Here is a 26,853-nt window from a genome sequence, read left to right on the forward strand (position 1 = left end):
AATGGCTATGAGCGTGTCGCGATCAGCTAGCTGAAGGTCGTCCTGCGTGCTGAAAGAACCGTTGGGCCCGGGCGTCCTGCCCATAGGCGACATTGATACGCAGCCAGTCGCTGGCGGTGCCCTGGTAATCGAAGGCGCTGCCGGGGGTGAGCAAGACCTCGTGCTGCAAGGCCAGACGCTCGAGACTGGCAAAATCCTGCCCTGCCACACGGGCCCAGACGAACATACCGCCATACGGCTCGCAGAACACCTGCCAGCCATACTGCTCGAGTTGCGCCAAAAGCTTGGCCATGTGCTGGCCAAGCCGTACGTTCAACCGCTGCACGTGCTTGCGGTAGCTGCCATTGCCCAGCATGTGGCTGACCACTTGTTCGGCGAAGCGCGAGGTACCAATGCCACTGACCATCTTCAGCTCCGCCGTACGTGCGATCAGCGCGTCGTCGGCGAGCAGGTAACCCACCCGCAGCGAGCTGCTCAAGGTCTTGGAAAAGCTCCCTAGGTAGATCACCCGCTGCTCGCTGTCGAGGGTCGCCAGACGGGTGGCCGGGCCCTGCTGGAAGTCGGCATAGATATCGTCTTCGACTATTCGCAGGTCGTGTTCACGGGCAAGTTCCAACAAGCGGTAGGCCACCTTGGGCGCAAGGCTGGTGCCGGTCGGGTTGTGGTACAGGCTGTTGATGAACAGGCAGCGTGGGCGATGGTGCATCAGCAGGTGCTCGAGCACTTCGAGGTCCGGGCCGCAGGCCGTGCGTGGCAGGGCCAACATCGTCACCTGCTGCTGGCGCAGCAGGTTGAACAGGTTGTAGTAACCGGGGTTTTCCACCAGCACGCTATCGCCTGGGCGCAGCAGCGTGCGTACCAGCAGATCGAGCGCGTGGCTGGCGCCTTGCGTGGTGAGGATACGCTCGGGAGCGGCAGCGATGTCCAATCGCGCCAGACGCTTGTGCACCTGCTGGCGCAGGCTGGCCAGGCCCTGGGGCGGGCAATAGTCGAACAGGTCCTGCGCATCGCCGCGGCTGACTTGACGAATCGCCTGGGCCAGCTCGGCCTCGGCACGCCAGCTGTTGGGCAACCAGCCGCAGCCAAGCTTGAGCATCTGCTCGTAGCCTTCGCGAAACTGCCGCCAGCTACCCTCGTTACCCTCCCCCCACACAGGCAAAGCGTCATGGACGCTGAGATCTTTGCGCGCGGCGACGAAAAACCCGCTGCCATGACGGGCCTCCAACCAGCCGCCGGCGACCAGACGGTCGTAAGCCTCGATCACGCACGAGGCGCTGACCGCTTGCTCGCGGGCCAGGGCCCGGATCGATGGCAAACGCGCACCGGGGCGCAAGCGCTGATGTTCGATCCAGGCTTGCAGGTGCTCGGTCAGCTGTCGCACCAGCGGGGTTGGGCTCAAGCGATCAAGGGAAAAGTGCATGGGGCTAGGTGTTTGTCGATTTCGGGCAAACAGTTAAGCATAAATGAGCGCCTGGTGTGCCTTGTTGCCAGGTGCAGGCAGCGGCACTGTTCGATGACCGGCCACCGTGCATGCCGCCGCTGACACTTGCAGAAACCAGGACCGTCCCATGCCCTCACGCAAAGCCCCCGCCCTACTCGCCTTCGCCCTTTGTACCATCACGCTGGCAGTTAATTTGCAAGCGCCGCTGTACATCGCCTATGCCGACCTCTCCGGCCAGGGCGCCGGCGCTACGGCAGTCGCTTTTTCCGGCTATGTGCTCGGCGTATTGCCGGTACTGCTGGCCTTGGGCGGGTTGGCCGATCGGGTCGGCCGGCGGCCGCTGATCGTGGCTGCATTGCTGTTATCGATGCTCGCCACCGGGCTGATGCTGCTCGCGCCAGGCCTGCCGACACTAGGCGTGGCGCGGTTCCTGTTGGGGCTGGGAACCGGTCTGGCCTCGGCCACCGCTACGGCCTACATGACCGAACTGATGGGTGATGGCGCCGCGCAACGGGCTGCCAGCTGGGTCACTGCCAGCACCTCGCTGGGTTTCGGCCTGGGCGCAGCGCTTACCAGCTTGTGCCTGCTGGGCGGTGCCAGCCTTGCGCCAGCGAGCTTTCCTGTGCAACTGCTGCTGGCGGCCGCCGCCGTGCTGTTGGTGTGGCGCCTGCCCGACCCGCGCCCAGCCCAACCCAGCGCCATGCTGCGCCTACCCAGCTACCCACCCGGCAGCGTGGTCCATGGCCTTGCCATTCTGCTGGCGTGGGCCTGTGTCGGCCTGGTCATCGCCCTGCTGCCTGGCATCCTGCGCCAGCAGGGCCTGAGCAGCTGGTCGGGGTTCTCGACGTTCTGCGTCATCAGCTGCGGCTTGCTGTTTCAGCCGCTGGCCAAGCGCATGCCCAGCCGCAGCGCGACCTTGCTGGGCCTGGCGATCCTGCCATGCAGCTATGGATTGCTGGCCTTTGGCGCAGACAGCGGCCGGTTATGGGCGGTGCTGGCCGGCGCGGTGGCAGCCAGCAGCGCGTGCTACGGGTTCGTCTACCTGGGCGGGCTGGCGGCGGTGAATGAACTGGCCGGCGCCGAGAAGACCCGCGCCAGTGCCGGCTTCTTTCTGCTGGCGTACCTGGGCTTCAGCCTGCCGGTGGTGCTGACTGGCGTACTGAGCGATCGCCTGGGGTCGGGCGCGGCGCTGCTGGGGTTCGGGGCCGTACTGCTGATCAGCTGCGCAAGCGTGGCCTGGGCGTTGTATCGCGCCAGTGCGCAGCCGTACGCGCTCGGCCAGCCTTGAGCCTGCGCGGCTGATGCCTGCCTAGATGGCGGTAGCACCACCATCGACGGTCAGGCTGTGCCCCGTGGTGAAGGCTGCCGCGTCGCTGCACAGGTAGAGCACCGCACCGGCGATCTCCTCGACCTTGCCGATGCGCCCGACCGGGTGCATGGCAGCGGCGAATTCGGCCTTGCGTGGGTCTGCCTCATAGGCGCGGCGGAACATGTCGGTGTCGATCACCGCCGGGCACACCGCATTGACCCGGATGCGCTTCTTGGCATATTCGATCGCCGCCGACTTGGTCAGGCCGATCACCGCATGCTTGGAGGCTGCATAGATGCTCATCTTCGGGGCAGCGCCCAGGCCTGCCACTGACGCTGTATTGACGATCGCGCCGCCGCCCTGGGCCATCAGCAGCGGCAATTGATACTTCATGCATAGCCACACGCCCTTGACATTGACCGCCATGATGGCATCGAACTCGGCTTCGCTGCCTTCGGCCAGGCGCCCCTTTTCGATCTCGATGCCAGCGTTGTTGTAGGCGTAGTCGAGACGGCCATAGGTTTCGATGACCCGCTCATGCAGCTGACGAACCTGTGCCTCCTGGGTGACATCACAGGCAACGAACAGCGCCTCGCCACCGGCCGCGCGAATCGACGCTACCGTGGCCTCGCCACCTACTGCGTCGAGGTCGGCCACCACCACCTTCAAGCCCTCGCCAGCGAAGGCCAGGGCAGTCGCCCGGCCGATACCGGCTGCGCCACCGGTGACCAGAACCACTTGGCCGGAAAAGGTCATGCTCATCGTCTGCTCCTGAAGGGGTCAATGAAGTCGAAGTCTAGCCAGCCGATCCCTTCGCCGGGCAGCATCATCAAGGCAGCGGTTGAGCTACTATGCTTGCCAGTGATTTTGCGGACCAACTTGCATCAGCAGGTTAAATTGACCGCTGTGCCCCATTGCCCATAAGGACCTGCCATGACCCAGACCAATCGCCGCTTCCTGCTCACCAAGCGCCCGCATGGCGCAGTGAGCCGTGACGACTTCACGTTCGAAACCGTTGTGGTTCAAGCCCCCGCCGATGGCCAGATCCAGGTACGCAACCTGTACCTGTCGCTCGACCCGGCCATGCGTGGCTGGATGAACGAAGGCAAATCCTACATCCCGCCCGTGGCCCTCGGCCAAGTGATGCGGGCGCTCGGCGTGGGCGAAGTGGTCGCCTCCAATCACCCCGACTACCAGCCTGGCGACCATGTCAGCGGTGCCCTCGGCGTACAGGACTTCTTCACCGGTGAACCGCAGGGTTTGCACAAGATCGATCCGAGCCTGGCGCCGCTGCCACGCTACCTCTCGGCGCTGGGCATGACCGGCATGACCGCGTACTTCGCCCTGCTCGAGGTCGGCCAGCCAAAAGAAGGCGACACCGTGGTGATTTCCGGCGCGGCAGGCGCTGTCGGCAGCATCGTCGGGCAGATCGCCAAACTGAAAGGTTGCCGCGTGGTGGGCATCGCCGGCGGCGCCGAGAAATGCCGATACCTCAAGGACGAGCTGGGCTTCGACGGGGTGATCGACTACAAGGCCGAAGATGTCCTGGCCGGCCTCAAACGCGAATGCCCGAAAGGCGTGGATGTGTATTTCGACAACGTCGGCGGCGAGATCCTCGATGCCGTGCTCACCCGCATCAACTTCAAGGCACGCATCGTCATCTGCGGCGCCATCAGCCAGTACAACAGCAAGGAAGCGGTCAAAGGCCCGGCCAACTACCTGGCACTGCTGGTCAACCGTGCGCGCATGGAGGGCTTCGTGGTCATGGATCACGCCAAGGACTATGGCAAGGCAGCCCAGGAAATTGCCGGCTGGATGGCCAGCGGCAAGCTCAAGAGCAAGGAAGACGTGGTCGAGGGCCTGGAAACCTTCCCCGAGACCCTGCTCAAGCTGTTCAACGGCGAGAACTTCGGCAAGTTGGTGTTGAAGGTCTGACAGCGGTGCAGCGCCCGTGCAGGCCCGCGAAAGGGCCGGCACGGGCAGTGCAGATCTTGTAATATTCCCCATCGCCACTGAAACCAGTGACTGGGATTTACAGAGATGACCATGATCAAGATCACCCCCACCATCGAGTGCTCCAACACCGCCCCGTTCGTTCTCTTTGGCGGCATCAACGTGCTCGAGTCCGAGGACCTGGCCCTGACCGCCTGCGCCGAATACGTGCGGGTTACCGAGAAACTGGGCATCCCCTACGTGTTCAAGGCCAGCTTCGACAAGGCCAACCGTTCCTCGATCCACTCCTACCGCGGCCCCGGCATGGAAGAAGGCCTGCGGATCTTCGAGAAGGTCAAAGCCGAGTTCGGCGTACCGATCATCACCGACGTACACGAGATCCATCAGTGCGCGCCGGTGGCCGAAGTGGTCGATGTGCTGCAGCTGCCGGCATTCCTCGCCCGCCAGACCGACCTGGTGGTGGCCCTGGCCAAGACCGGCAAGCCGGTCAACATCAAGAAGCCGCAGTTCCTCAGCCCCTCGCAGATGCAGAACATCGTGCACAAGTTCAAGGAAGCCGGTAACGACCAGCTGATCCTGTGCGACCGTGGCACCTGCATGGGTTACGACAACCTGGTGGTCGACATGCTCGGTTTCGGCGTGATGAAGCGCACCTGCGACAACCTGCCGATCATCTTCGACGTGACCCACGCCCTGCAGAACCGCGACCCGTCCGGTGCAGCGTCCGGTGGTCGTCGCGAGCAGGTGGTCGACCTGGCCCGTGCTGGGATGGCGGTTGGGCTGGCGGGGTTGTTCCTGGAAGCTCACCCGAACCCAGACCAGGCCAAGTGCGATGGGCCAAGCGCCCTGCCGCTGGACAAGCTGGAGCCGTTTTTGGCGCAGATCAAGGCATTGGATGAGCTGGTGAAAGGGTTCTCGCCATTGGTTATTGCCTGATCGTTACGCGATCAACCAAGGGCCGACATACCGCGTATGTCGGCCTTTTTTTACATCTGTTACAACCCCACACGATCTTTTAACAACTGCCCTGCTAGGATCCCCGCTCGCGATGGATCTAACACCGTCTCGCGTCACAACGATAAGCAAATCAAGTACATGCGCTGCGCGCATTCGCAGCGCTGCAACCGGGGGATTCAATGGATTTATGGACGGCCTTCCAGGCACTCATTCTGGGAGTAGTAGAGGGAATCACTGAGTTCCTGCCTATCTCAAGTACCGGCCACCAGATCATCGTCGCAGACCTGATCGACTTCGATGGCGAACGCGCCATTGCTTTCAACATCATCATCCAGCTGGCAGCGATCTTGGCAGTGGTGTGGGAATTTCGCGGCAAGATCCTTGAAGTGGTGTTCGGCCTGACCACTGAGCCCAAGGCCCGTCGCTTTACCGGCAACTTGCTGCTCGCGTTCATGCCGGCGGTGGTGCTGGGCGTGCTGTTCGCCGATCTTATCCATGAGTACCTGTTCAACCCGATCACCGTCGCTGCGGCACTGGTCGTCGGCGGGGTAATCATGCTGTGGGCCGAACGGCGTCAGCATGAAGTGACGATCGATCACGTCGAGCAGATGCGCTGGAGCCACGCATTGAAGATCGGCTTCGTGCAATGCCTGGCGATGATCCCAGGTACGTCGCGCTCGGGCTCGACCATCATCGGCGGTTTGCTGTTTGGCTTGTCGCGCACGGCGGCCACCGAGTTTTCGTTCTTCCTGGCCATGCCGACCATGGTTGGAGCGGCAGTTTACTCGGGCTACAAATACCGCGACCTGTTCCAGCCCAGTGATCTGCCGGTGTTCGCCGTAGGCTTCGTCACCTCTTTCATCTTCGCCATGATCGCGGTGCGCGCGTTGCTCAAGTTCATCGCCCACCACAGCTACGCGACGTTTGCCTGGTACCGCATCGTGTTTGGGTTGCTGATCCTGGCGACCTGGCAGTTTGGCTGGATCGATTGGTCGACTGCCCACGGGTGATGCTGCACGCACCAACGAAAAAGGGCTGCAATGCAGCCCTTTCTGTATGCATCCGTTTCAGCCGCGAATTTCTGCGACCACCGCCGCCAGCGCCTGGGCTGGATCGGCGGCCTTGCTGATCGGGCGGCCGATAACCAGATAGTCAGAACCTGCGTCCAGAGCCTGGCGTGGGGTCAGGATGCGACGCTGGTCATCGACAGCACTGCCCGCTGGGCGAATACCTGGCGTGACGAGCTGCAGCCCTGGGTGAGCAGCCTTCAAGGCCGGCGCCTCCAGGGCCGAGCATACCAGGCCGTCCATCCCTGCTTTTTCCGCCAGGGCGGCAAGGCGCAGCACCTGCTCCTGAGGGTCGACATCCAGACCGATACCGGCCAAGTCCTCACGCTCCATGCTGGTCAGCACCGTCACACCGATCAACAGCGGCTGCGGCCCGCTGCGCTTGGCCAGTTCCTCACGGCACGCTGCCATCATGCGCAGACCACCGGAGCAGTGCACGTTGACCATCCACACACCCATTTCAGCGGCAGCTTTCACAGCCATGGCAGTGGTGTTGGGGATATCGTGGAACTTGAGGTCCAGAAATACTTCGAAGCCCTTCTCGCACAGGGTTTCGACAATGCCAGCTGCGCTGCTGGTGAACAGCTCCTTGCCAACCTTGACCCGGCACAGGGCAGGATCGAGCTGGTCGGCCAGCTGCAGGGCGGCGTCACGGGTAGGGAAATCCAGGGCGACGATCAGGGGCGTCTGGCAGGCGGACATGGGCGGGTTCTCTTGGCAAGTCGTAAACGGCGCGCATTGTAAACGAAGTCACAGTCCGTAGGGGGCAAAGATCACTGATCAATGGATACACGGTGCTGCCTGAGAGCCGGACAAAGTGCAGGTCACAGACTGGATGAGGCCAACAGCCTGAGTGCCGAGAATTCGTGCCCGTCGATCAAATCCGAAGGTGACGAGCATTTAGGAATGTGTATAAATGCGCACACCTAAGCATCACACCGCCGAGCAATGATGACTGCGCAAACTTTCGCCTCCAAAAACCTTGATATAGAAGTCCTTCGAGCGTGCGCCATTACAATCACGGTAGTAGCCCATCTAGGGGTGCTACATCCTTCATGGTACAGCTGGTCGAATTACTTTTGGCTAGGCGGGGGCGTCGATCTATTTTTTGCCATATCAGGTCTATTGATAACCGGCACACTCCTCAAAGCCTGCTCGCAAGGCGCCTCTTTTTGCGCCATCGCAGGGCCATTCTGGGTGCGTCGAATATTCCGGCTGTGGCCTGCTGCATTGTTTTGGTCAAGTCTCACGCTGGGCATCACATACAGTGTGCCTCTGTCGGAAACATTCGCTCCCGCCACCGCGGTCTTTGACTCGTGGTTGTACGGAGCCCTTAACTTGCAAAACATCCACATCTGGCTAGTGGGCAGCTCAGGCGCGCCTCCCACGCCGCTGTGGCACTACTGGAGTTTATCGCTCGAAGAGCAATTTTATGTGCTATTGCCTATTGCACTTGCGTTGATCAGCAATAAGAAACTCCTCATACTTCCCGCACTGGCTTTGGCACTTTTACAATCATTTCATCTACGCCCCTGGGGTTCGCTTCTGTGGTTCATTCGCAGCGATGCGTTATTGTATGGGGTGATCATTGCGCTGCTTTGGCATTACTACGGGGCTCGCTTGATGTCGATATTCACGGCAGTGAACAGAGCCACGTTAAGCGCTGTTTTCTTGCTTAGCTTGCCCTTGCCTGTTGTTTTAGCGCAGCCAACCTGGTTCAAGTACTACATGGGTTTTGTCGCCCTCAGCGCTAGCTGGGCGGTTTTGGTAGCGTCGGCTAACCTCAACCTTAGCGGGCAAGCGCGCAGGCTACAGCGGATCGCCTTGTATGTAGGTGCCAGATCGTACTCGATTTACTTAGTGCATAATCCGGTTCTCGCATTCACGAGAGAGGCTTTCCTCGCCAGGGGCACCATTGACCTGACATCGTCAACCGCTCAGTGCGTTTCACTTCTGATAGCGCTTTCAGTGACGCTTCTGCTTGCCGATCTTTCCTATCGCATGATCGAAACACCGCTCAGAACCTACGGCACCGCGCTGTCTAGAGCCATGGCTCACAGACCATCCCCCAATTCCAACTCTGCGGGTCCTCAGCTAGGTAATCATCGCTGAGGTTTGACGAAGTGGGCCATGTTATCTGATCAAACGCAGCGGCGAAGAATGCGCAAACTCAACGTCGATACCTGACTAGAGCGACTGCGATAGCCTTGTTTGAACCAAATGACTGAGTGGCTGATCACATCTATATATGCGGCAACGTAAAGAAAGGAGATGCGACATGCCTTGGTATGCCTGGCTAATACTCGTCGTAGCGATAGGGTCGATCGTGGGCGGGCTGATGATGCTGCGCGATACGGCGAAGAAATTGCCACTGACTGAAGAGCAACTGCGCAAAGTGCGCGAGCGCAATGCTGAGGCGGATGCCAAGGACGCGCAGGATCGCTAGCCCTGTTCAAACGGTACCGGGGTTGTTTGAGCCAACCCCGGTCACCTCCCCTAGTCGACCATGAGCTTGCCGCGGTTGCGTTCGAGCAACGCGCTACCAATGCCCTTGATCTCCAGCAGTTCGTCTACCGATGCAAAAGGGCCATTGGCGTCACGATAGGCAACGATGGATTCTGCCTTTGCCTTACCAATCCCAGTGAGTTCTTTCTGCAAGGTCAAGGCGTCTGCGGTATTCAGGTTGAGCGTCGCGGACTGGCTTTGAACTTGACTAACGATCGGCACCGGTTCGGCCACTGGAGCGGTCGAAGCTGGGGCAGCGCTGAGTGAGAATGAAAGGCCAGCGAACAGTGGCAGCAGCAGGTAGCTAAGGACGTTGTTTCGCATGAGGGCACTCCTGTGAGTTAGGTTAAGCGCAGCGGACTCCATGGCTGCGCATTCAAACTAACCTCTCACCTGCGATTATCCCAGCATGATTTCAACGGGAATGGTTACCAAATTAGACGTCACCGTATGTTGCGCACGCGCTGTGGGAATGCCCCCACGGCGCATGTGCACTTGTCCTTCTGCATCAGAAGATAGTGTCGCGTAGCACTCGTTGCAGATACTGGCCATAGCCATTCTTGGTCATGGGTGCTGCGAGCTTCTGTAACTGCTCGGCATCGATCCAGCGCTGACGATACGCCACCTCCTCGGGACAGGCGACCTTCAGGCCCTGCCTCCGCTCGATGGTCGCGATGTAGCCGCTGGCTTCAAGTAGCGAGTCATGGGTGCCGGTGTCCAGCCAGGCGTATCCACGCCCCATGACTTCAACGGAAAGCTGGTCACGCTCGAGGTACAGGCGATTGAGGTCGGTGATCTCCAGCTCGCCGCGAGACGAGGGTTTGAGGCCCTTGGCCATCTCGATCACATCTTGGTCATAGAAATACAGGCCGGTGACCGCATAGTTGGACTTGGGCTTGAGGGGCTTTTCCTCCAAGCTAATTGCCCTGCCACTGCTGTCAAACTCGACCACCCCATAGCGCTCTGGGTCGGTCACATGATAGGCGAATACGCTCGCACCCTCATTGCGACCCATGGCATCGAGCAGCAGCGATTGGAAGTCATGGCCGTAGTAGATGTTGTCACCCAGTACCAGCGCCGATCGGTCGTTCCCGATGAAGTCTTCACCGATGATGAAAGCCTGGGCCAGTCCATCAGGTGTCGGCTGTACCGCATAGGTGATGTTGATACCCCATTTGTGGCCATCGCCCAGTAATTGCTCGAAGCGCGGCGTGTCCTGGGGGGTGGAGATGATCAGAATGTCGCGGATGCCCGCCAGCATGAGGGTGGTCAGCGGGTAGTAGATCATCGGCTTGTCGTAGACGGGCAGCAGCTGCTTGGAAATTGCCAAGGTGGCCGGATGCAAGCGGGTGCCGGAGCCCCCCGCAAGGATGATGCCTTTTCGATTCAGCATGGTCATTGGGATAGAGAACCGTGGTGGATGGAGGGTGCGCAGCTTGCTAGCTCTTTGCTATCAATGAAAATTCTAGCATCAGCCACGATCCTGGTAGTTTTTCTCGACCCAAGAGCGATAACTCCCGGACAACACAGCTTCTACCCACGGATTGTTATCGAGGTACCACGAGACTGTCTTGCGTATACCAGATTCGAAGGTCTCAGCAGGTCTCCAACCCAATTCTCGTTCAAGTTTCCGGGCATCGATGGCGTAGCGGCGATCATGACCCGGACGATCACTCACATAGGTTATCTGTTCCGCGTATGACTTCCTGTCCGCCCTGGGACGCAACGCGTCCAGCAACACACACACGTGGGTGACGATGTCAATGTTGGACATTTCGTTCCACCCACCCACGTTATAAACCTCCCCTACCCGCCCGCCCTCGAGGACGCTGCGAATAGCGCTGCAGTGGTCTTTCACATAGAGCCAATCGCGAATCTGCTGACCGTCGCCGTAGATCGGCAGCGCTTTGCCTTGCAGTGCATTGACGATTATTAGTGGTATGAGCTTTTCTGGAAAATGCAGCGGGCCATAGTTGTTCGAACAATTGGTGGTCAGTACTGGAAGTCCGTAAGTATGGTGGTAAGCCCTCACCAAATGGTCACTGGCTGCCTTGCTGGCCGAATAGGGGCTGTTAGGCTGATACCGGTGGTTTTCAGTGAAGGCGGGCTCGTCTGCCGTTAGCGAGCCGTATACTTCATCTGTCGAAACGTGCAAGAAGCGAAACAGCTCGCGCTTCGCCCCTTCCAGCGTCTGCCAGTACGCACGTACTGATTCGAGCAGTGAAAACGTACCGACCACATTGGTTTCAATGAACGCCTGAGGCCCATGAATGGAACGGTCCACATGAGACTCTGCAGCAAAATTGAGCACGGCCCGCGGCTCATGCTTCGCCAGTAGCTGAGCAACGAGCGCCGAGTCGGCGATGTCTCCGCGCACGAAGACGTGCTGTGGATTGCCATCGAGGGTAGCCAGGCTCTGAAGATTTCCGGCGTAAGTGAGCTTGTCGAGATTGATGACCGTCTCAGGCGAGGCGCTGGTCCAATCGAGCACAAAATTCGCACCAATGAATCCGGCTCCGCCGGTAACCAGAATAGTCATGAGTCAAGTCGTCCAAGGCAGGGCTAATGAGTGGCTGGCGATAGTGTAGACGCAATGGCGCGTGCATCCGAGCAACCTCGGGGCTGGGCAATGCAGCTTTTGCTGAAGTCGGCGTTTCAGTAACCTTAGTTGAAAGGTGAGGTGCTCAGGCCTGGTTATCCCGACGACCGATCGCACAGGGAAAGGGCAACACCGGCGGGAAGGGCTGAGCGCAAAGAGCAAGCGTCCAGCCCATGGCTTATCAGGGCTCCAGCCGCCGCTGCTGGTAAATCCAATCCACAATCTCGCCTTCTGGGGCATAGCCGCTGACCGTTTCACGCAGCAGTTGCCTGACGCGGACGAAATCGTCGTTGGCGGCAGCTTCCAACAATGCTTGCAACGCGTCCTTGAGTTCATCCCACGGCAGATGGTCCTCGTTGGCGCTCATGATCATCGGGTGACCGGTCGCAAGAACGTTGTCACCGATCAACAGCTCCTCGTAGAGTTTTTCGCCAGGGCGCAAGCCAGTGAACTCGATGGCGATATCACCAACGGGATTACGCTCACTGCGAACGCTGAATCCCGACAGGTGGATCATCTTCTCGGCAAGTTCGACAATGCGCACCGGCTCGCCCATGTCGAGTACGAACACATCCCCGCCCTTACCCATCGAGCCTGCTTGAATGACCAACTGTGCAGCCTCAGGAATGGTCATGAAATAACGGGTGATCTTAGGGTGGGTGACCGTCAACGGCCCACCCGCCTTTATCTGTTTGTAGAACAGGGGAATGACGGAACCTGAGGAGCCCAACACATTGCCGAAGCGCACCATGGTGAAGCGCGTCTTGTTAACCTGCGATACGTTGCCGGCGTCCCCGAACAAAACCGGCGCCAGCTCCTGACTGAGCGCCTGAAGCGTCATTTCTGCCAGACGCTTGGTGCTGCCCATGACATTGGTGGGCCGTACGGCCTTGTCGGTTGAAATCAGCACAAAGTTGTCGACGCCCGCCTGCAGGGCTGCCTGCGCCGTGTGCAAGGTGCCGATGACATTGTTGAGCAGTCCCTCGGTGATGTTGTGTTCCACCATAGGCACATGTTTGTATGCCGCAGCGTGGTACACCGTATCGACGCGCCAGGTCTTCATGATGTCTAGTAACTGCGCCTGATTGCGTACCGAGCCCAGGATGGGCACCACACACACTGACAGCGACTCGATCCGGACCTTCTGTTCAAGCTCTGAAAGGATGCTGTAGAGGTTGAATTCGCTGTGATCGAAAAGCAATAAGGTCTTGGGCGCCTGACGCAGAATCTGCCTGCACAGTTCCGAGCCAATCGAGCCCCCGGCACCGGTTACCAATACCGTCTGGCCTACGATGCAGCGCTCGAGCAGGTCGCTCTGAGCTGGCACGGCATCGCGCCCGAGCAAGTCGGCAATGTCGACCTCCTGGATGTCGTCGACCTTGACCTTTCCGCTGGCCAGGTCCATGAACCCCGGGATGGTGCGTACGTGGAGCGGAAAACGTTCCAGATAATTCAGGATCTCTCGGCGGCGTGTGCGAGTGGAGGATGGAATGGCCAGCAGAATCTCCTGGACATCCGTATCTTCGATCATCCGCTGTAGCTGCTCGGGATGGTAGACCTGCAGCCCTGCAATCACCCGATCGGTCAGACTCGCGTCATCATCGATGAAAGCAACCGGACGCATCACTTTATCCATGCGCAAAGCGGCAACCAACTGGTTGCCCGCAGTGCCGGCACCATAGATGGCAACTTTAGGCAGCCCGTCATCACGACTGGCGAAGGGTACATGCTGCACGGCAGCAGTGAACCAGCCGCCGAGGAAGTACTGACGCATCGCCAGACGCAAGCCGCCAATCAGAATCAGGCTCAGCCACCAATAGTTGAACGTGATCGAGCGTGGCACGACATTTTCGTGATTACTGGACCAGTAGATGATGAATCCAAGTATCAATGCCGAGAGCGTCACGGCTTTGATAATGGCAACAAGCGCGTCGTTACCGAAATAGCGCATCACCGCACGATAAAGGCCGAAACGGATAAACAATGGAATCGACACCAGGGGCGCACACAAGAACAGCCATGTGTGATCGGTGAGCGGATTCGCCAGATCGTCGATACCCAGGCGCACTACGAATGCAAGCCACAAGGCCGCCCATATGAGGACGATGTCCGTCATTACCTGCAGCAGACGTTTATGTCGCCGCGGCAGAGCCAGCAGTTTAGTACGCACCTTTTCCATAACTCCTCTAGAAACCTTCCTATCCTTGACAGCTTGAGCCCTTCAACCTTGATGAGGTTGCTCAAGCGTCCCTGCACGGTACCGCACCGCCAGCGCAACCAAAGGAACGTAGGCCACCAACAGCCCAACGGCGCCGTCAAGACCAAACTCTAAAACACATACCGCGATCGGCAGAAGCCAGAACAAATTGATGCCCATCACCGCAAGCGTCACGGGCAAATGCCTGCCGTATTCACGGGCAGCAAATTGGTAAGCATGGCTGCGATGCGCCTCATAAACCCGGTCGCCGCGCATCACTCGCCTGATCAGCGTATAGGTCGCATCAACGATGAAAACGCCCAGCAATATCAGCCAGCACCAGAACAATGTCGGCGACAGCCAGGCAGCTTGCAGCGACAAGCCGCCCAGAACGATCCCCAGGAAACCGCTGCCAGCATCCCCCATGAATATCTTGGCCGGTGGAAAGTTCCAAAAAAGAAAGCCACCGACAGCGGCTGCCAGCAGCAGTGGCAACGCGGTAAAGGCGTGAAGACCTGCCAGCACGTAGAGGAGCGCCGCACCTAGACAGACTGTGATCGCCTCCACACTGGCAATGCCGTCGATGCCATCCATGAAGTTATAGAGGTTGAGCAGCCAGACCAGATAAACGGCAGCGAGCAGGCCGCCAAGCCAGCCAAGATCCACTTGCCAGCCGAACACGGTCAATGGGGCCAAGCCGCCTAGCCATACCAGCATCCACCCAGCGGCGACGAAGTGCCCCAGTAGCCGCCAGCGAGCGGCGATGTGGCCATGGTCGTCCATGAAGCCGATGACCGCGATCAACGACCCTGCACCACCTAACGCCACCAAGGCATCGATTTGCGACGTGCCGGTCAGCATGAAGCCGAAAAGTGCTAGCAGGAAGGACAGCACGATCGCGACCCCTCCCCCTCGCGGCGTAGGAACAGTATGCGAACTCCTAGCATTCGGAACATCCATCACACTGCGCTCAAGGGCGTAACGGCGTAGCCCTGCAGTCATCAACCAAGAACAAGCCAATACGATGGGTACCGACAACAAAAGCATCATTTTCTAACATCTTCCTGATAAGACCTAGCTGTTGCGCGCAGTGCATCATCAACCCCTAGAGGTGGCTGCCATCCGAGACGCTCTTGCGTGCTACTTATATCTACCTGCAAGGAGCCGCACAATCTGCGAGAAAGGGCACCTTTACCCAGAAGCTTGGCGCCAGCATCTAGCATCCAAGACGGTATTGGAAGCAGTCGAGCGGGTTTATTCAATGCACTGGCCATCCGCTGCAGCAGATCTGGTGTCGAAAGGTCGTCCCCATCGCTGACCAGAAAGACCTGACCGGCTGCAGCCGGGTGATCAACGCATGTGACGATCAAGTCGACTAGATTACCCAGTGCGACGAGGCTACGCTTGTTGCGGATGGCAGCGAAAGGCAAGGGGACGCCTCGATCAAGCCAACGCATCATGTTGAGGAAATTAGCCCTCACACCGGGCCCATACACGAGAACTGGCCGAATGATCACGATTTCCATGCCAGTCGCAGCGCCGTGCGCCAGTAGTCCCCTCTCAGCCTCCAGCTTGGAGATTCCATAGGGATCGATAGGCTTGGGCTCGTCATCTGACCTATAAGGACGACCAGGCTGGGTTTCTTCACCATTGACCTTGATCGAGCTCACAAAAATGAAACGCCGTGCGCCTGCATCGCTAGCCGCGCGCGCTAACGCTAGCGTGCCGTCGACATTGACTCGACGGAACTCTGCGAGTGGATCGGCTGACTTGTCAGACATAATGTGAACACGCGAAGCGCAATGCACCACGACGTCAGGTCGATGAACTGCAAACTGGGCAGATTGATCATCAGTGAGATCATGAATGGGGTAGCTCAGCACGCCATCCGGCATGGCACGCATAGGTGTACGCAGCGGAATAATGACCGCTAGATCTGCAGTACTGCTAAGCACCTGTAAAACCGCTCGCCCGACAAATCCGGATGCACCAGTGAGAATAATTCGCATTTTTGCCTTAGCGTTTATGGTGATAGGCGCGCTGTGTCTACCAGTTCAGCTCATAAGCCAGACTTGACAGTCGCTCGACGTGACGGAACACACCTAAAAAACAGGATGACTATCTGCTTCACGCCTGCTCTGAAACAGGGAGCAGGCATCGAGCAGACGGGTGAGGAATGATTGCAAAATCCTCGGCAGATATCAAAGCTACGCCGAGCATTGGGCCGCTCTAGGATGGACAGCTTGAGTAAAACACAACAGAATCCCCGCCTACTCTCAGGTTAGCCGTCAGAAATCATGTCCAACGGGAAAGTCTCTAACGCACTGTCGTCACCAGTCATCGCCAGTATCACTGCGGTCATCGGCCGATTTTTGCTGCTTGGTACCGGTGCGCTTACAGGCGTCATCATTCCACTGACGATGCCACAAACATCAGTCGGAATGTTTTTTCTCGCGCAATCTGTAATTGCAGCACTTGCCACAGTCGGCCAATTGGGTATGAGCATCACGGCACCCGCCGGAATCTCAAACGCTCAGGGGCATCGCGACACAGGAAAAGTGATGCAAGTGATACGCCGCAGTCTGCTGCTGGCCCTGTTTTCCACGGTTTCGATAGCAGTAGGCTTCAATCTATGCATACACCTGCTTTCGCGAGTGGAGGAAGCAGATCTACTGAATGTGCTTCACAGTCTTGCACCACTGATTTCCATAAGCATGGTGCTTGCAGCACTATCCACCATCATCTCCGAGCAACACAGGGCGCTCGGCCACTTCGTACAAGCTAGCTTCCTGACAACTGGCGCAAGCGTGGCTAGCGCTGCGACCGTTACCTTGGCATGGCGCGCAGAAATAAAACTCGACCTCGACCTGCTTATCCTAGCAGGGCTCGCCGGGGCAGGTATCACGACGCTGCTCGGCAGCTACAGTCTCATGCGCTGGTATCGAAAGCAACCCGCCGTGGAGCCCCAATCCAGCACTAGCTTTGTAAGCTTATTACGGGATACGCGTCCTAATCTCACCACCACTGTGACGCTTTTCGCAATGGCGCAAGCCGATCTATGGATCATCGCCTGGTTTAGCGATTCTGCTGGATTAGCGGTCTATGGCCTTGCCTCGCGCTTGGCTGCCCTAGTGCTGATCCCGCTCGCCGTAATCAATACAGTTGTTGCTCCATCCATAGGCCGTATTTGGATCCGCGGAAAAAAACGCTATTTGCAAAGGGTGCTGGGGGTTGGCGCGGGAGCGGCGACTACCCTCGGATTGGCGGGATATCTCGTGTTCATGCTCAGCGGCCAGTTCTTACTATCTCACGTGTGGTCGGACGAATATGCCGATGCCTACTACATCTTTGGCATACTCGGCATTTCCCAACTGGTACAGACCTACGCGGGTACCGCTGGCTTCGTGCTGATGATGCTTCAAAAGCAACATATCGCAATGCGAATATCTGTGATCAGCGGAGCATGCATGATAGCAGCAGGCTTTGTGGCTATGTGGCTGTATGGAATCATTGGCCTAGCCGTGGTATACAGCCTAGGCGGCGTCACCCAGTCGCTGGCACAGATTTACTTTGTTAAGCGTGAATTCAATCTCAACCCCACCGCGAATTACTCCTCACTGCGTCGATTTGCGCGTTTCTATTACCGTCGAAAGGTTTCATATGGTCGCGAGTAACCTAATGCCGCGGGTGTCGATCGTCATCCCCACCTACAATACAGCGCAATATTTGCCCGATGCTATAGAAAGCGTGCTGGGGCAGAGCTACCCGAATGTTGAGCTCATCGTCGTCGACGACGGATCGACGGACCATACACCTACGCTCTTGGAACAACATCCAGGTAAATTTATCCGCTACCGTCAGGCGAATGCAGGTCAAAGCGCCGCGATGAATTTTGGCTGGGAAAAATCCAGCGGTGAGCTATTAGGTTATCTCAGTGCCGACGACCGGCTGCACCCTCGAGCCATTGAAGCGATCGTCGACGCCATGGCGCAAGCTCCGGACGCAGCGCTGGCCTATCCAGACTTCTGCGTCATCAATGAAGATTCAAAACAGCTGCGAATCGTTGAAACTCCGGAATACGAGGAGCGACTACTCATTGCCAATTTCCAGTGCTTACCAGGCCCGGGTGCGCTATTCCGTCGCTCTGTCTGGGAGCAGGTCGGAGGATGGAATACTGAGTTGCGTAACATTCCTGACATGGACTTTTTCTTAAGATTTTGTCAGCATGGCAGATTCATACGAGTTGCTCAGCCACTCGCCGATTTCCGGATTCACTCCGGGTCTACCACGTATAATGCCTGCAATCCAGAGCGAGCTGATGAGCCACTTCGGGTGATCAGGAGTTTTTACAATACTCAAGGACTCTCCTCTTCCATACTGAGATGGAAAAGGAAAGCGGAGGCCAACGCATTCATGCTGTCGGGCTTCATGCATGGATACTCCGGGCGGTATGCTAAATTTATGGCGCGCATCGGCAGGGCGGTAACGCTGGATCCTACTTCGGTTCTATCACGCAAAATGGTCAGCTATCTGCTAACCATTTGCCGGCCGAAACCTAAAGCTTAGCTGTGCTGCAGATAAAATTCATTGCAACGCCTAATGCAAACGTACTCTAGTGTGAGTAAGCGCGCATCAATCACATCAGGCAATTTCGAGATTATGACAACAGCAACCGGAACCTACAGCGCCACCTCGACAATTGATTGTCTTGTGGCCCCACTATTTGCAGCGTGCGCCTGGGTATCTCTTAACCCCTTTTTCCTGTGGAGTTCCGGGCGACACATGGCGATCGCCGGCATGTTGTCTGGTCTCCTGGCGGCTGGAGCTTTCATGCTGGGGGACCGCCCTCGTCGTCGTGAATTTTCCGGATTCATGCTTATTTGTGTTTTCGTAATTTACATCAGCCTCTTGCCCAAAGTGGACGGCACCACTACCCGCTGGTATTTTGTGCTTCCGACGCTGCTGGCGCTAATGGTGTTTTCAGACGAAAGACGTAGCGGCGTGCTGCAATGGTTTACCTGGATATTCACACTGAGTCTGATACCAGGAATCATTTTCTCACTCTGCGCAGCGGCCAACATTCCTGTCACGTTCGACCATATACCGTTGTTGAATCCGGTCATGGCCGCGGCTGGGGGCTATTATCTACACGCGCCAGGTGCTTTACTGCTGGCGAGTAACAATCTGTCAATGCCATGGGGCGGTGAGCTCTACCGTCTCTGCGCCATGTATGACGAGCCGGGGATGGTAGGCACTCTCTCTGCCTTCATACTTGCTGCCAATCGCTTTCGCCTGAAACCATTTCCATTTCTGATCGTCTTCATCGGCGGGCTGCTCTCGTTCTCGCTTGCGTTTGTTGTCATGGCCGCAATCGGGTTTCTATATCGCCTATGGCAAGTCCGCTCCTTTCTCGGCGTGATACCTCTAGCGATACTGGGATTTTTCGGACTGCTGATTCTAGGCGTTATCAAACCGACTGTCGCGCCCCTAGCAGCTGTAGAAGTACCAGCTCAAGTAGTAGTAGTACCAACAGCCGCACCACAGCTATCAATTCCGTCGCCAGAATCTAAGGCATCCGATACGAATGAGCTGTCTGCTAAGGAACTGGTACAACCGCTGGCGCCGAGCGAAGAAGTTGTCATGACCACGCCGGCACTACCGGTTGTTGTAGAGCCGGAAACTGAGCTTCGACAGACTAAATATATTAACAATCGCTCCCTTCCAGAGATGGATAAGCTGATTGCTAAATATTGGAGTTCGGACACCAAGACTATACTGCTCGGCCTGGGTGCTGATTCGAGTGTCGTCTATGGAGGCGTATCGCAAGTCGTGACCCGATTGCTAACCGATTTTGGACTAATCGGCGCGGCACTGTTCACGCTCGGTATGATCAGTTTGGTTCTGACTATCACGCGTACGGCAGAGTTGCCATCATGGACACTGTTGTTTTTCCTGCTCTTCGCACTGAGCGTATATCAGCGGCCTATTGTTTGGATGCCCTACGCGTTTACCATGTTCATTTGCAGCGCTGTCATGGCCGGGCGCCGACACTCCACGCCGAACCCAGAGATCCCCTAAATTGAGACTCCAGCCTGAAGCTGGTCCGACCGAGAGCGATCGGACCAGCTTCAGGCTAACCGGCCATCGACCCCGTGCGAATAAGACGATCAAATCTCTGCAGCATCGCGCGAACAGCCGCCTTCCAGGTATAGTTCTTCATCACAAAGTCTTTGAGTCGCTGCCCTTTTTGCTTGAGCTCAGCAGGATCCACTAGAAGCTGTTGGAGACCGTTGGCGATACCTTCTTCACTTGCAGGTACTACTAACCCGCCATCAACACTTGCAACTTGCTCGAAACCACAGGTATCCGTCAGTAGCACGGGAACACCTAACATCCCTGCCTCTAGCGCTACCAAAGACATCGCTTCGGATCTAGACGGAATTACCAAAAGCATTGCACCTCGGTATACTTGCGTCCGCTCCTGTTCATTCATAAACCCCAAGAAACGGATCTTGTCAGTCAACCCTGACAATCTCACCCGCTCTTGCAAATCAGCTTGCATGCCAAAATCCGGACCTGCCATAACAAGCGGAAACTGCTGGGCCAATGGCGTGCTTAGATATGCACCGATTAAAAAATCTGGCCCTTTGACTGGTGCCAGTCGCCCCATAAATAGAATATAAGGCTCTTCTGGAATATTTAGGGTTCTCGATGGCAGCCGCGCTTGAGGTTCCGAAACGGCATTCTCAATCACTACAACTGAGTCCAAAGGCACCCCGGACACCCGCGCGATGATTTGCCGCTCTAGCTGGGTAATAGCAATGAATCCAGAAGCAGCTTTTATCAGCCAACGGCCAAGAAAAAAATGGAAGATTTTCATGACCGGCCGCGGTGAGCCCACCGAAGCGAATTCGCCGGCTGGACACAAAACATAGGGCCGCCTACCTATCAAGGCTAGCAATCCTATGGCGACACTCAGCAAGTTCCAGTACCCCATGATGTGAATCACATCGGCATTGCGCACCGCCCGCCATGCGCGCCAGGGGTTGAGCAAAGGCAAGGGAAACCGGTTTCCCAAGTGACCGGTGATATACGTTTTCACTCCAAGCCCGTCGAACTCACTCTGCCATGAATTGCCATTCATGCCCATGACTTCACAGGATGCACCTGCCTTGGCCAGATGGGTCGCCAAATGGCGGGTACGCTCGGCAGTACCGCCGCCCCTTTCGGCATCCAGAGAGATATTGACCAGAAGCACTTTCATGCTTGTTCCTTGAGTTTCTCTATATAAAAGCGTAACTGCTGATTGAAGTCTGCAGTCGCAGGCTGCTGCCATTCATTCAATCGCGACTCCTTGAATCTGCGCATCGGATTGGCGTTACTGATGTTGCGCAGGCGCAGCAGCGCGCGCAGCACAGATTGCGGCAAGTGCGGCAGATAGCCTACAGAAGGCCGATTGAAAGCCTGCATCAGCACATCCTGCAGATAACCGAAGTTGTTATCCGGCGCAGCATCATCGGTCACCAGCACCACTTCACCTTGGCGTATAGCCGGGACCTGGGCCACGAAGAGCAGCGTCTGGACTACCTTCTGGACACTGACCAGGTGCATGCGCCTCGCGCCGTACAACGCGCGACGCAACCCCAGCTTCCAGGCGGGGGCATGCCTCACTTCATCCACGAAGGACACGATGTTCAAACCGCCCTCGCCGAATACGGCGCCAAGGCGCACCACTACGACCTCGAATGCGTCTGCAGCGATGGCACGCACTAGCGCCTCGGCGCCTGCATGTTCACGTTCATATGGCGTTTTCGGCTCGATAGGCGTTTGGGCATCCACGACATCAGCCGCTGCCGATCCAAACACATCGATACTTGAGACGTGCACGTATCGCTTGATGCGCGAGCGCTCACAGGCTTGAAGAATGTTGACAATGGCCGGTTCGAACCAACCGCTGCCATCGGGTCTGAGCAGGTTCAGGACTGTACATCCTGGCGTCAGGATTGCGGTCAACGATCCCGGATCACTCACGTCGAAACGTTCGCAACGGACGTCGCTTTGAATCAGCCAGTCCGGCTCACTACGGTGAACCGCGTACACAATTTCAGTGCCTGCCGGCCTGTTATTCGCAGCGAGCAAATGCCGTCCTACGAACCCCGTGCCACCAATCACTACCAACTTATTCATGAGCTGCTAGATTCTCCATGCGAATATGAGTAGTGCGCACTCGTGCCATCGTGAGGCGCAGCAAACCTCGCGTCACTAGCCAAGCGCCTTGGCTGACATGTGTCTACGAGGCCCGCCAGAGGCAGAAGGGCAACCTATTGAGGCGCATAACTGCCCTGCGCATCCCGGCAGTGACCTGCCGGGATGCGCAGAGGAAGGTGCTATTTCGCCCACACGGTCCGGTTGATGTAGTCGGTGTAGCTATAAACGATGCGTACAACCTGCTTGGAAACCGGTCCGCCGAGGTAGTCCTGAACAACCGGGATCACGCGCTCACCACGGTCATGCTGACTGACCACAACGCGCACAGCGTCCAGCACCCGAGAAGGGGTCAAGCCGCACATGATCAATGTACCCTCGTCCATACCTTCAGGGCGCTCATGAGCATTCCGGATGGTTACCGCTGGCAGATTGAGCAGCGAGGCCTCTTCGGTAATCGTGCCACTGTCGGACAGCACACAGAGCGCGCCCATCTGCAGCCGAATGTAATCCAGCAAGCCATACGGTTTGACGAACCGAATCAGCGGATGCTCAAGGCTTTCGCCCAGATCTTCCAAACGTTTACGCGTGCGCGGGTGTGTCGAGACGATAATCGGGTGGCCATAGGCGTCGGCCAGTGCTCGCAAGGAAGCCAGCAGGTCTCGAAGGTTTTGCGGAGTATCGACGTTTTCTTCACGATGGGTGCTGACGATGAAGTACTTACCCTCCTCCAGCGACTCTTTCTGAAGCACGGTCGAAGCTTCAATTTGCGGCCGGTAGTAATCGAGCACTTCGTGCATGTGCGAGCCGGTCTTGATGATGGTCTCCGGTCGAATACCTTCGTCCAGCAAATAGCGACGGGCATGCTCGGTGAGGACCATGTTGATGTCGCTGAGGTGGTCGAGCACTTTGCGGTTCAGCTCTTCCGGCACTCGCTGGTCGAAGCAGCGGTTGCCAGCCTCCATGTGGAACACCGGGATCTTGCGGCGCTTGGCCGCAATGACGGCCAAACAGGTATTGGTGTCACCGTACAGCAGCAACGCATCGGGCTTTTCCAACTCGAAGATTGCATCCGATTTGGCGATAACCTCTGCAATGGTACCGGCTGCCGTGGCGCCGACTGCACCCAGGAAATGGTCAGGCTTTCGAATGCCGAGGTCATCGAAGAAAACCTGATTCAGCTCGAAGTCGTAGTTCTGCCCGGAATGCACGAGTACATGATGAGTCTGCTCATCGAGTTCCGCGATGACGCGGCTCATCTTGATCAGTTCAGGTCGGGTGCCGACCAGCGTCATAACCTTAAGCATTGAGTTCTTCCCGGACGTAGTCGAGCTTCAAGAGCAGGGTTTTGATGCCTTCGATGTCCAAGCGTTCCGTGTTATGCGAGGTATAGTCATCGAGCTCAGAAATATGCTGCTCGCCTTCGACGAAATATTTTTTGTAGTTAAGGTCACGGTTATCCGCTGGAATCCGATAGTAGCGCCCCATGTCATCCGCTTTGGCCATCTCTTCGCGGGAGATCAGCGACTCATACAGCTTCTCACCGTGGCGGGTGCCAATCACCTTCACCGGGTTCTCTCGCTTGAACAGCTGCTTCAGCGACTCTGCCAGATCGGCAACGGTGGACGCTGGTGCTTTTTGTACGAAAATATCGCCTTGCTCGGCGTGCTCGAACGCGTGCAGCACTAGATCCACGGAGTCTTCCAGCGACATGAGGAAACGGGTCATGTTGGGGTCGGTCACAGTTAGCTCGTTACCAGCCTTGAGCTGATCGACGAACAGCGGAATGACCGAACCACGCGAGGCCATGACGTTGCCATAGCGTGTTGCGCAAATCACAGGACCTTGCTGAGGGATCATGCGCGACTTCGCCACCATCAGCTTCTCGGCCATTGCCTTGGAAATACCCATCGCATTGATCGGATACACGGCTTTATCGGTGCTGAGCACCACTACACGCTTGACGCCGTTGGCGATAGCGGCATTCAGCACGTTCTCTGTACCCAGCACGTTGGTTTTGACCGCCTCCATTGGATAGAACTCGCAGGATGGAACCTGCTTGAGGGCGGCCGCGTGGAAGATATAGTCGACCCCGACCATTGCCTCGGACACACTCTGATAATCGCGGACGTCGCCGATGTAGAACTTGACCTTGTCATTGGACAAAGCAATGCGCATGTCTTCCTGCTTCTTTTCGTCGCGGCTGAAGACCCGGATTTCTTTTACATTGGTGTTGAGAAAGCGCTTGAGTACGGTATTACCAAACGAGCCAGTGCCACCGGTAATCATGAGAATCTTGTTATCGAACACAGATAAGTCCTTATAAATTAGTTAAACGCGCTGAGCGTGCATGAATTCGATGAGCGCTGGCCAGGCCGGCGGCTGATAACCAGTAGTGGTGCGGAAGCGGGTAGAGTCCAGTGAGCGATCAATCACCAGCTTCGCATCTGGGCTGATCTCGATAGACTTGCCGTAAATCCGCGCCACGAGTTCAAGCAACGTGAATTTGTCGATGGGCTCGGCAGACACATGGTAAAGACCCTTCAGCGAAGGGTTGGGAATGACGTAATCGAGGATGACTCGTGCCAATTCCGCAGTGGGCAAGCCCGAAAAAATCGCTTTGGTGAAGCCCCTGGTGCTGCCTTCCTGCGAGAGGAACCAGTCGATCAGCGAGGCGCTGCTCTGCAGCTCGTGACCAATGATCGACGTACGCAACGTCACCGCGTGATCTAGATGATGCAGCTCTCCGATGAATTTGGATTTGCCATACAGATCAGTGCAATCTGATTCATCGCTTTCCGTGTACATACCTTTGCTACCGGAGAAAACGCAATCCGTGCTGATGTGAATCAGCCGTGCGCCCGCCACCTTGCAGAGCGTCGCCAGCCGATGCGGCAACATGGCGTTGATGGGCAATGCGGTCAGCGGATCTTTAGCATCCGCCAGTTGCTTGATCAAACCCACACAGTTGATCACGACATCTGGCTTGGCCTTGGCGAAAGCAGCTGCCAGTGCATCCGGGTCAAGAACGTCGACACCCGCCAATAGGCAGTCCTGCTCAGCGCGCGAGAAAAACTTATCGGCGGCTCGCGATCGAACGGTGCCTGTTACGCGATGAGGAGAATTAGCTGACAAATACCGAAAAACGGCACTCCCCAGCATGCCAGAAACACCCAAAACCAAAACATTCATGGTATAGCCCTGTCCTTTCCAATCCTTTGCTCGAACATCTGCAGCAGTGCCATGCACTGCGCCTTGAGTTCAAAATTTTCTGAGAAATAGGCCCGCCCTTGAGCCCCCATAGATTCCCGCGCTTCAGCCGGCAACGCCTGCAGCGTGCTAATGCACGTCGCAAGCTGTTCACTATTTTCCGCAGGACACGTTACACCAGCACCAGCCTCATTGATAACGCGTGCGCCTTCGCCATCCAGGCACCCGATGATCGGTCGGCCCGCGGCCAGATAGGCCTGGACTTTGCTTGGAATGGTGAAGCCGAATATCTTGTCACGGTTGAGGGTGACCAACAGGGCACCGCTGAGCGCAAACAGTTGCGCCATCGCCTCACGCGGGTAGGCGCCGGCAATAATCAAGTTATCCAACCCCAGTCGGGTTGTTTCCTCTTGCAGCCATGATGCTCTGCTGCCGGTGCCCACTACGACAATCGCAGCTTGTGACTGGCGAGCTTTCAATGCGCGCGCCGCATCGACGATGGTTGGCAGTGCCTGCGCGCTTCCCAAATTGCCAGCGAACACCACGCAAAATCTTGATTGCAGCGTCTCGATCAACCAAGCGGGAAGCAAATTGTTCTGGCCAGATGCTGTTTGCTGAAGATAAGAATTTGGGTAGTAAACAATCTTCTCAGCCTTGGCATAACGCTTCACAGGGTCGATGAATGCCTTGGATTGGACCAACAATACGTCCACACCCCAGTACAAGGCCCGCACAAACTGGCCTACGCCGCGAAGCACCCATTTGTTTTTAATGAAGCCGGTCGCCTCCAGACTTTCAGGCCATAGGTCCTGCACCCACAGATACACCGGTGCGCGCCGCGCGCACTTCATCGCCAAGGCAGGTATGACAGAAGTAATCGGCGAGGGCGCGAAGACGAAGTACAGATCAAACTCACCACGCTTTGCGTGAGACCAAAAGTGTCTTGAACCATTGACTGCGAACGACAGGTAATTCAAGAGCAGATTTTTTGCGCCGCCAGGTCCGCGGGGGCGCAGTGGGGCCCGATGCACTGTGATCGCCTCAGCGAACTGCTCCTGGACTGTACCTTCTGCGCAATAGCCGGAAAAAACCTCGCCAGAAGGATAGTTTGGCTTACCTGTAAAGACCTCAACATCGACACCCAATGCCCTGAGCTCGAGCACGATATCGTTGATGATGAAATTCTCGGGATAAAAATATTGGCTTACGACAGCAATTTTCAATGGTCTCAGCGTCACGCCGGCTTATCCTTGTGGGTCTTGCAATAGCTCATGATGCCCGTGAAATCCGTGTACCAAGACTGCCAGCGCGCAGGGATCAAAAATCGAGAGGCCAGCATCGAGACTCTGACGCTAGCGATGCTGCAGATACCGGCGCATATTATTGCAGTTGTCCTTTAGCCGCCACCTT

At 57.1% G+C, this 26,853-nt stretch carries 24 protein-coding genes; 9 read left to right on the forward strand and 15 right to left on the reverse strand.

Going from position 1 to position 26,853, the window contains the following annotated elements; all coding sequences use genetic code 11:
* Positions 1-22: 22 nt before the first annotated feature.
* Entirely contained in the window at positions 23-1,420 is a 1,398-nt protein-coding gene (locus FS665_RS19335) for a PLP-dependent aminotransferase family protein (protein ID WP_145192100.1), read from the reverse strand.
* 148 nt (positions 1,421-1,568) lie between these two features.
* Between FS665_RS19335 and FS665_RS19340 the strand changes: the two genes are divergently transcribed.
* On the forward strand, positions 1,569-2,729 hold the full coding sequence (locus FS665_RS19340) for an MFS transporter (protein ID WP_145192103.1): 1,161 nt from the start codon (positions 1,569-1,571) through the stop codon (positions 2,727-2,729).
* Between the two features lie 21 nt (positions 2,730-2,750).
* Here the strand turns inward: FS665_RS19340 and FS665_RS19345 are convergent, their stop codons facing one another.
* Entirely contained in the window at positions 2,751-3,512 is a 762-nt protein-coding gene (locus tag FS665_RS19345) for an SDR family oxidoreductase (protein WP_145192106.1), read from the reverse strand.
* Between the two features lie 171 nt (positions 3,513-3,683).
* Between FS665_RS19345 and FS665_RS19350 the strand changes: the two genes are divergently transcribed.
* From FS665_RS19350 to FS665_RS19360, 3 genes are all read left to right on the forward strand, one after another.
* Positions 3,684-4,685 (forward strand): NADP-dependent oxidoreductase, encoded by a 1,002-nt coding sequence (locus FS665_RS19350; protein ID WP_145192109.1) that lies wholly within the window; start codon positions 3,684-3,686, stop codon positions 4,683-4,685.
* 111 nt (positions 4,686-4,796) lie between these two features.
* Positions 4,797-5,639, forward strand: a complete 843-nt coding sequence (gene kdsA, locus FS665_RS19355) for a 3-deoxy-8-phosphooctulonate synthase (protein ID WP_145192112.1) — start codon at positions 4,797-4,799, stop codon at positions 5,637-5,639.
* A gap of 200 nt (positions 5,640-5,839) precedes the next feature.
* Positions 5,840-6,670 (forward strand): undecaprenyl-diphosphate phosphatase, encoded by an 831-nt coding sequence (locus FS665_RS19360; RefSeq protein WP_145192115.1) that lies wholly within the window; start codon positions 5,840-5,842, stop codon positions 6,668-6,670.
* Between the two features lie 57 nt (positions 6,671-6,727).
* On the opposite strand, the gene pyrF is transcribed toward FS665_RS19360, so the two are convergent.
* On the reverse strand, positions 6,728-7,429 hold the full coding sequence (gene pyrF / locus FS665_RS19365; protein WP_145192118.1) for an orotidine-5'-phosphate decarboxylase: 702 nt from the start codon (positions 7,427-7,429) through the stop codon (positions 6,728-6,730).
* Between the two features lie 249 nt (positions 7,430-7,678).
* On the opposite strand from pyrF, the gene FS665_RS19370 reads away from it, so the two are divergent.
* On the forward strand, positions 7,679-8,839 hold the full coding sequence (locus FS665_RS19370; protein WP_178108371.1) for an acyltransferase: 1,161 nt from the start codon (positions 7,679-7,681) through the stop codon (positions 8,837-8,839).
* Between the two features lie 166 nt (positions 8,840-9,005).
* Positions 9,006-9,173 carry a DUF2897 family protein gene (locus FS665_RS19375; RefSeq protein WP_145192124.1) on the forward strand — a complete coding sequence of 56 codons (168 nt, stop codon included), beginning with the start codon at positions 9,006-9,008 and terminating at the stop codon, positions 9,171-9,173.
* Positions 9,174-9,223: 50 nt separating this feature from the next.
* On the opposite strand, the gene FS665_RS19380 is transcribed toward FS665_RS19375, so the two are convergent.
* From FS665_RS19380 to FS665_RS19405, 6 genes are all read right to left on the reverse strand, one after another.
* The gene (locus FS665_RS19380) at positions 9,224-9,556 is read right to left on the reverse strand and encodes a helix-hairpin-helix domain-containing protein (protein ID WP_145192127.1); all 333 of its coding nucleotides are present in this window, start codon (positions 9,554-9,556) and stop codon (positions 9,224-9,226) included.
* A 184-nt stretch (positions 9,557-9,740) separates the two neighbouring features.
* On the reverse strand, positions 9,741-10,622 hold the full coding sequence (gene rfbA, locus FS665_RS19385) for a glucose-1-phosphate thymidylyltransferase RfbA (RefSeq protein WP_178108377.1): 882 nt from the start codon (positions 10,620-10,622) through the stop codon (positions 9,741-9,743).
* Positions 10,623-10,703: 81 nt separating this feature from the next.
* Positions 10,704-11,771 (reverse strand): dTDP-glucose 4,6-dehydratase, encoded by a 1,068-nt coding sequence (gene rfbB / locus FS665_RS19390; RefSeq protein WP_145192130.1) that lies wholly within the window; start codon positions 11,769-11,771, stop codon positions 10,704-10,706.
* A gap of 241 nt (positions 11,772-12,012) precedes the next feature.
* Positions 12,013-14,010 (reverse strand): nucleoside-diphosphate sugar epimerase/dehydratase, encoded by a 1,998-nt coding sequence (locus tag FS665_RS19395; RefSeq protein WP_145192133.1) that lies wholly within the window; start codon positions 14,008-14,010, stop codon positions 12,013-12,015.
* Positions 14,011-14,052: 42 nt separating this feature from the next.
* A complete protein-coding gene (locus FS665_RS19400; protein ID WP_145192136.1) occupies positions 14,053-15,078 on the reverse strand; it encodes a glycosyltransferase family 4 protein in 1,026 nt (341 codons plus the stop codon).
* Entirely contained in the window at positions 15,075-16,037 is a 963-nt protein-coding gene (locus FS665_RS19405) for an SDR family oxidoreductase (protein WP_145192138.1), read from the reverse strand. The genes FS665_RS19400 and FS665_RS19405 overlap by 4 nt, the downstream gene beginning before the upstream one ends.
* 288 nt (positions 16,038-16,325) lie before the next feature.
* On the opposite strand from FS665_RS19405, the gene FS665_RS19410 reads away from it, so the two are divergent.
* Genes FS665_RS19410 through FS665_RS19420 form a run of 3 tightly spaced genes read left to right on the forward strand, consistent with a single transcriptional unit; the run spans position 16,326 to position 20,106 of the window.
* On the forward strand, positions 16,326-17,702 hold the full coding sequence (locus tag FS665_RS19410; RefSeq protein ID WP_145192141.1) for a lipopolysaccharide biosynthesis protein: 1,377 nt from the start codon (positions 16,326-16,328) through the stop codon (positions 17,700-17,702).
* A gap of 4 nt (positions 17,703-17,706) precedes the next feature.
* Positions 17,707-18,594 (forward strand): glycosyltransferase, encoded by an 888-nt coding sequence (locus FS665_RS19415; RefSeq protein WP_218570371.1) that lies wholly within the window; start codon positions 17,707-17,709, stop codon positions 18,592-18,594.
* A gap of 51 nt (positions 18,595-18,645) precedes the next feature.
* Positions 18,646-20,106, forward strand: a complete 1,461-nt coding sequence (locus FS665_RS19420) for a hypothetical protein (protein ID WP_178108372.1) — start codon at positions 18,646-18,648, stop codon at positions 20,104-20,106.
* 55 nt (positions 20,107-20,161) lie between these two features.
* Here FS665_RS19420 and FS665_RS19425 read toward each other — a convergent pair whose 3' ends face one another.
* The 6 genes from FS665_RS19425 to FS665_RS19450 form a co-directional block, all read right to left on the reverse strand.
* Entirely contained in the window at positions 20,162-21,292 is a 1,131-nt protein-coding gene (locus FS665_RS19425) for a glycosyltransferase family 4 protein (protein ID WP_178108373.1), read from the reverse strand.
* Complete coding sequence (locus FS665_RS19430) at positions 21,289-22,215, reverse strand: NAD(P)-dependent oxidoreductase (RefSeq protein ID WP_145192154.1); 927 nt, start codon at positions 22,213-22,215, stop codon at positions 21,289-21,291. The genes FS665_RS19425 and FS665_RS19430 overlap by 4 nt, the downstream gene beginning before the upstream one ends.
* Before the next feature lie 200 nt (positions 22,216-22,415).
* The gene (wecB, locus tag FS665_RS19435) at positions 22,416-23,540 is read right to left on the reverse strand and encodes a non-hydrolyzing UDP-N-acetylglucosamine 2-epimerase (protein WP_145192156.1); all 1,125 of its coding nucleotides are present in this window, start codon (positions 23,538-23,540) and stop codon (positions 22,416-22,418) included.
* Complete coding sequence (locus FS665_RS19440) at positions 23,533-24,543, reverse strand: polysaccharide biosynthesis protein (RefSeq protein WP_145192159.1); 1,011 nt, start codon at positions 24,541-24,543, stop codon at positions 23,533-23,535. Before FS665_RS19440 ends, wecB begins: the two co-directional genes overlap by 8 nt.
* Positions 24,544-24,564: 21 nt before the next feature.
* Positions 24,565-25,425 (reverse strand): SDR family oxidoreductase, encoded by an 861-nt coding sequence (locus FS665_RS19445; protein ID WP_145192163.1) that lies wholly within the window; start codon positions 25,423-25,425, stop codon positions 24,565-24,567.
* Positions 25,422-26,681: a glycosyltransferase family 4 protein gene (locus tag FS665_RS19450; RefSeq protein WP_256675113.1), complete on the reverse strand. Its 1,260-nt coding sequence runs from the start codon at positions 26,679-26,681 to the stop codon at positions 25,422-25,424. Before FS665_RS19450 ends, FS665_RS19445 begins: the two co-directional genes overlap by 4 nt.
* Between the last annotated feature and the right edge of the window lie 172 nt (positions 26,682-26,853).

The sequence above is a fragment of the Pseudomonas sp. URMO17WK12:I11 genome, from assembly GCF_007677725.1.
Lineage (GTDB): Bacteria > Pseudomonadota > Gammaproteobacteria > Pseudomonadales > Pseudomonadaceae > Aquipseudomonas.

Coding starts and splice junctions, on each gene's coding strand:
- FS665_RS19360 (WP_145192115.1), top strand. CDS start 5,840: ATGGATTTATGGACGGCCTTCCAGGCACTCATTCTGGGAGTAGTAGAG.
- pyrF (WP_145192118.1), bottom strand. CDS start 7,429: ATGTCCGCCTGCCAGACGCCCCTGATCGTCGCCCTGGATTTCCCTACC.
- FS665_RS19380 (WP_145192127.1), bottom strand. CDS start 9,556: ATGCGAAACAACGTCCTTAGCTACCTGCTGCTGCCACTGTTCGCTGGC.
- FS665_RS19425 (WP_178108373.1), bottom strand. CDS start 21,292: ATGAAAGTGCTTCTGGTCAATATCTCTCTGGATGCCGAAAGGGGCGGC.
- kdsA (WP_145192112.1), top strand. CDS start 4,797: ATGATCAAGATCACCCCCACCATCGAGTGCTCCAACACCGCCCCGTTC.
- FS665_RS19415 (WP_218570371.1), top strand. CDS start 17,707: ATGCCGCGGGTGTCGATCGTCATCCCCACCTACAATACAGCGCAATAT.
- FS665_RS19375 (WP_145192124.1), top strand. CDS start 9,006: ATGCCTTGGTATGCCTGGCTAATACTCGTCGTAGCGATAGGGTCGATC.
- FS665_RS19395 (WP_145192133.1), bottom strand. CDS start 14,010: ATGGAAAAGGTGCGTACTAAACTGCTGGCTCTGCCGCGGCGACATAAA.
- FS665_RS19340 (WP_145192103.1), top strand. CDS start 1,569: ATGCCCTCACGCAAAGCCCCCGCCCTACTCGCCTTCGCCCTTTGTACC.
- FS665_RS19405 (WP_145192138.1), bottom strand. CDS start 16,037: ATGCGAATTATTCTCACTGGTGCATCCGGATTTGTCGGGCGAGCGGTT.
- FS665_RS19345 (WP_145192106.1), bottom strand. CDS start 3,512: ATGAGCATGACCTTTTCCGGCCAAGTGGTTCTGGTCACCGGTGGCGCA.
- FS665_RS19400 (WP_145192136.1), bottom strand. CDS start 15,078: ATGATGCTTTTGTTGTCGGTACCCATCGTATTGGCTTGTTCTTGGTTG.
- FS665_RS19350 (WP_145192109.1), top strand. CDS start 3,684: ATGACCCAGACCAATCGCCGCTTCCTGCTCACCAAGCGCCCGCATGGC.
- FS665_RS19335 (WP_145192100.1), bottom strand. CDS start 1,420: ATGCACTTTTCCCTTGATCGCTTGAGCCCAACCCCGCTGGTGCGACAG.
- FS665_RS19370 (WP_178108371.1), top strand. CDS start 7,679: ATGACTGCGCAAACTTTCGCCTCCAAAAACCTTGATATAGAAGTCCTT.
- FS665_RS19445 (WP_145192163.1), bottom strand. CDS start 25,425: ATGAATGTTTTGGTTTTGGGTGTTTCTGGCATGCTGGGGAGTGCCGTT.
- FS665_RS19430 (WP_145192154.1), bottom strand. CDS start 22,215: ATGAATAAGTTGGTAGTGATTGGTGGCACGGGGTTCGTAGGACGGCAT.
- rfbB (WP_145192130.1), bottom strand. CDS start 11,771: ATGACTATTCTGGTTACCGGCGGAGCCGGATTCATTGGTGCGAATTTT.
- FS665_RS19410 (WP_145192141.1), top strand. CDS start 16,326: ATGTCCAACGGGAAAGTCTCTAACGCACTGTCGTCACCAGTCATCGCC.
- wecB (WP_145192156.1), bottom strand. CDS start 23,540: ATGCTTAAGGTTATGACGCTGGTCGGCACCCGACCTGAACTGATCAAG.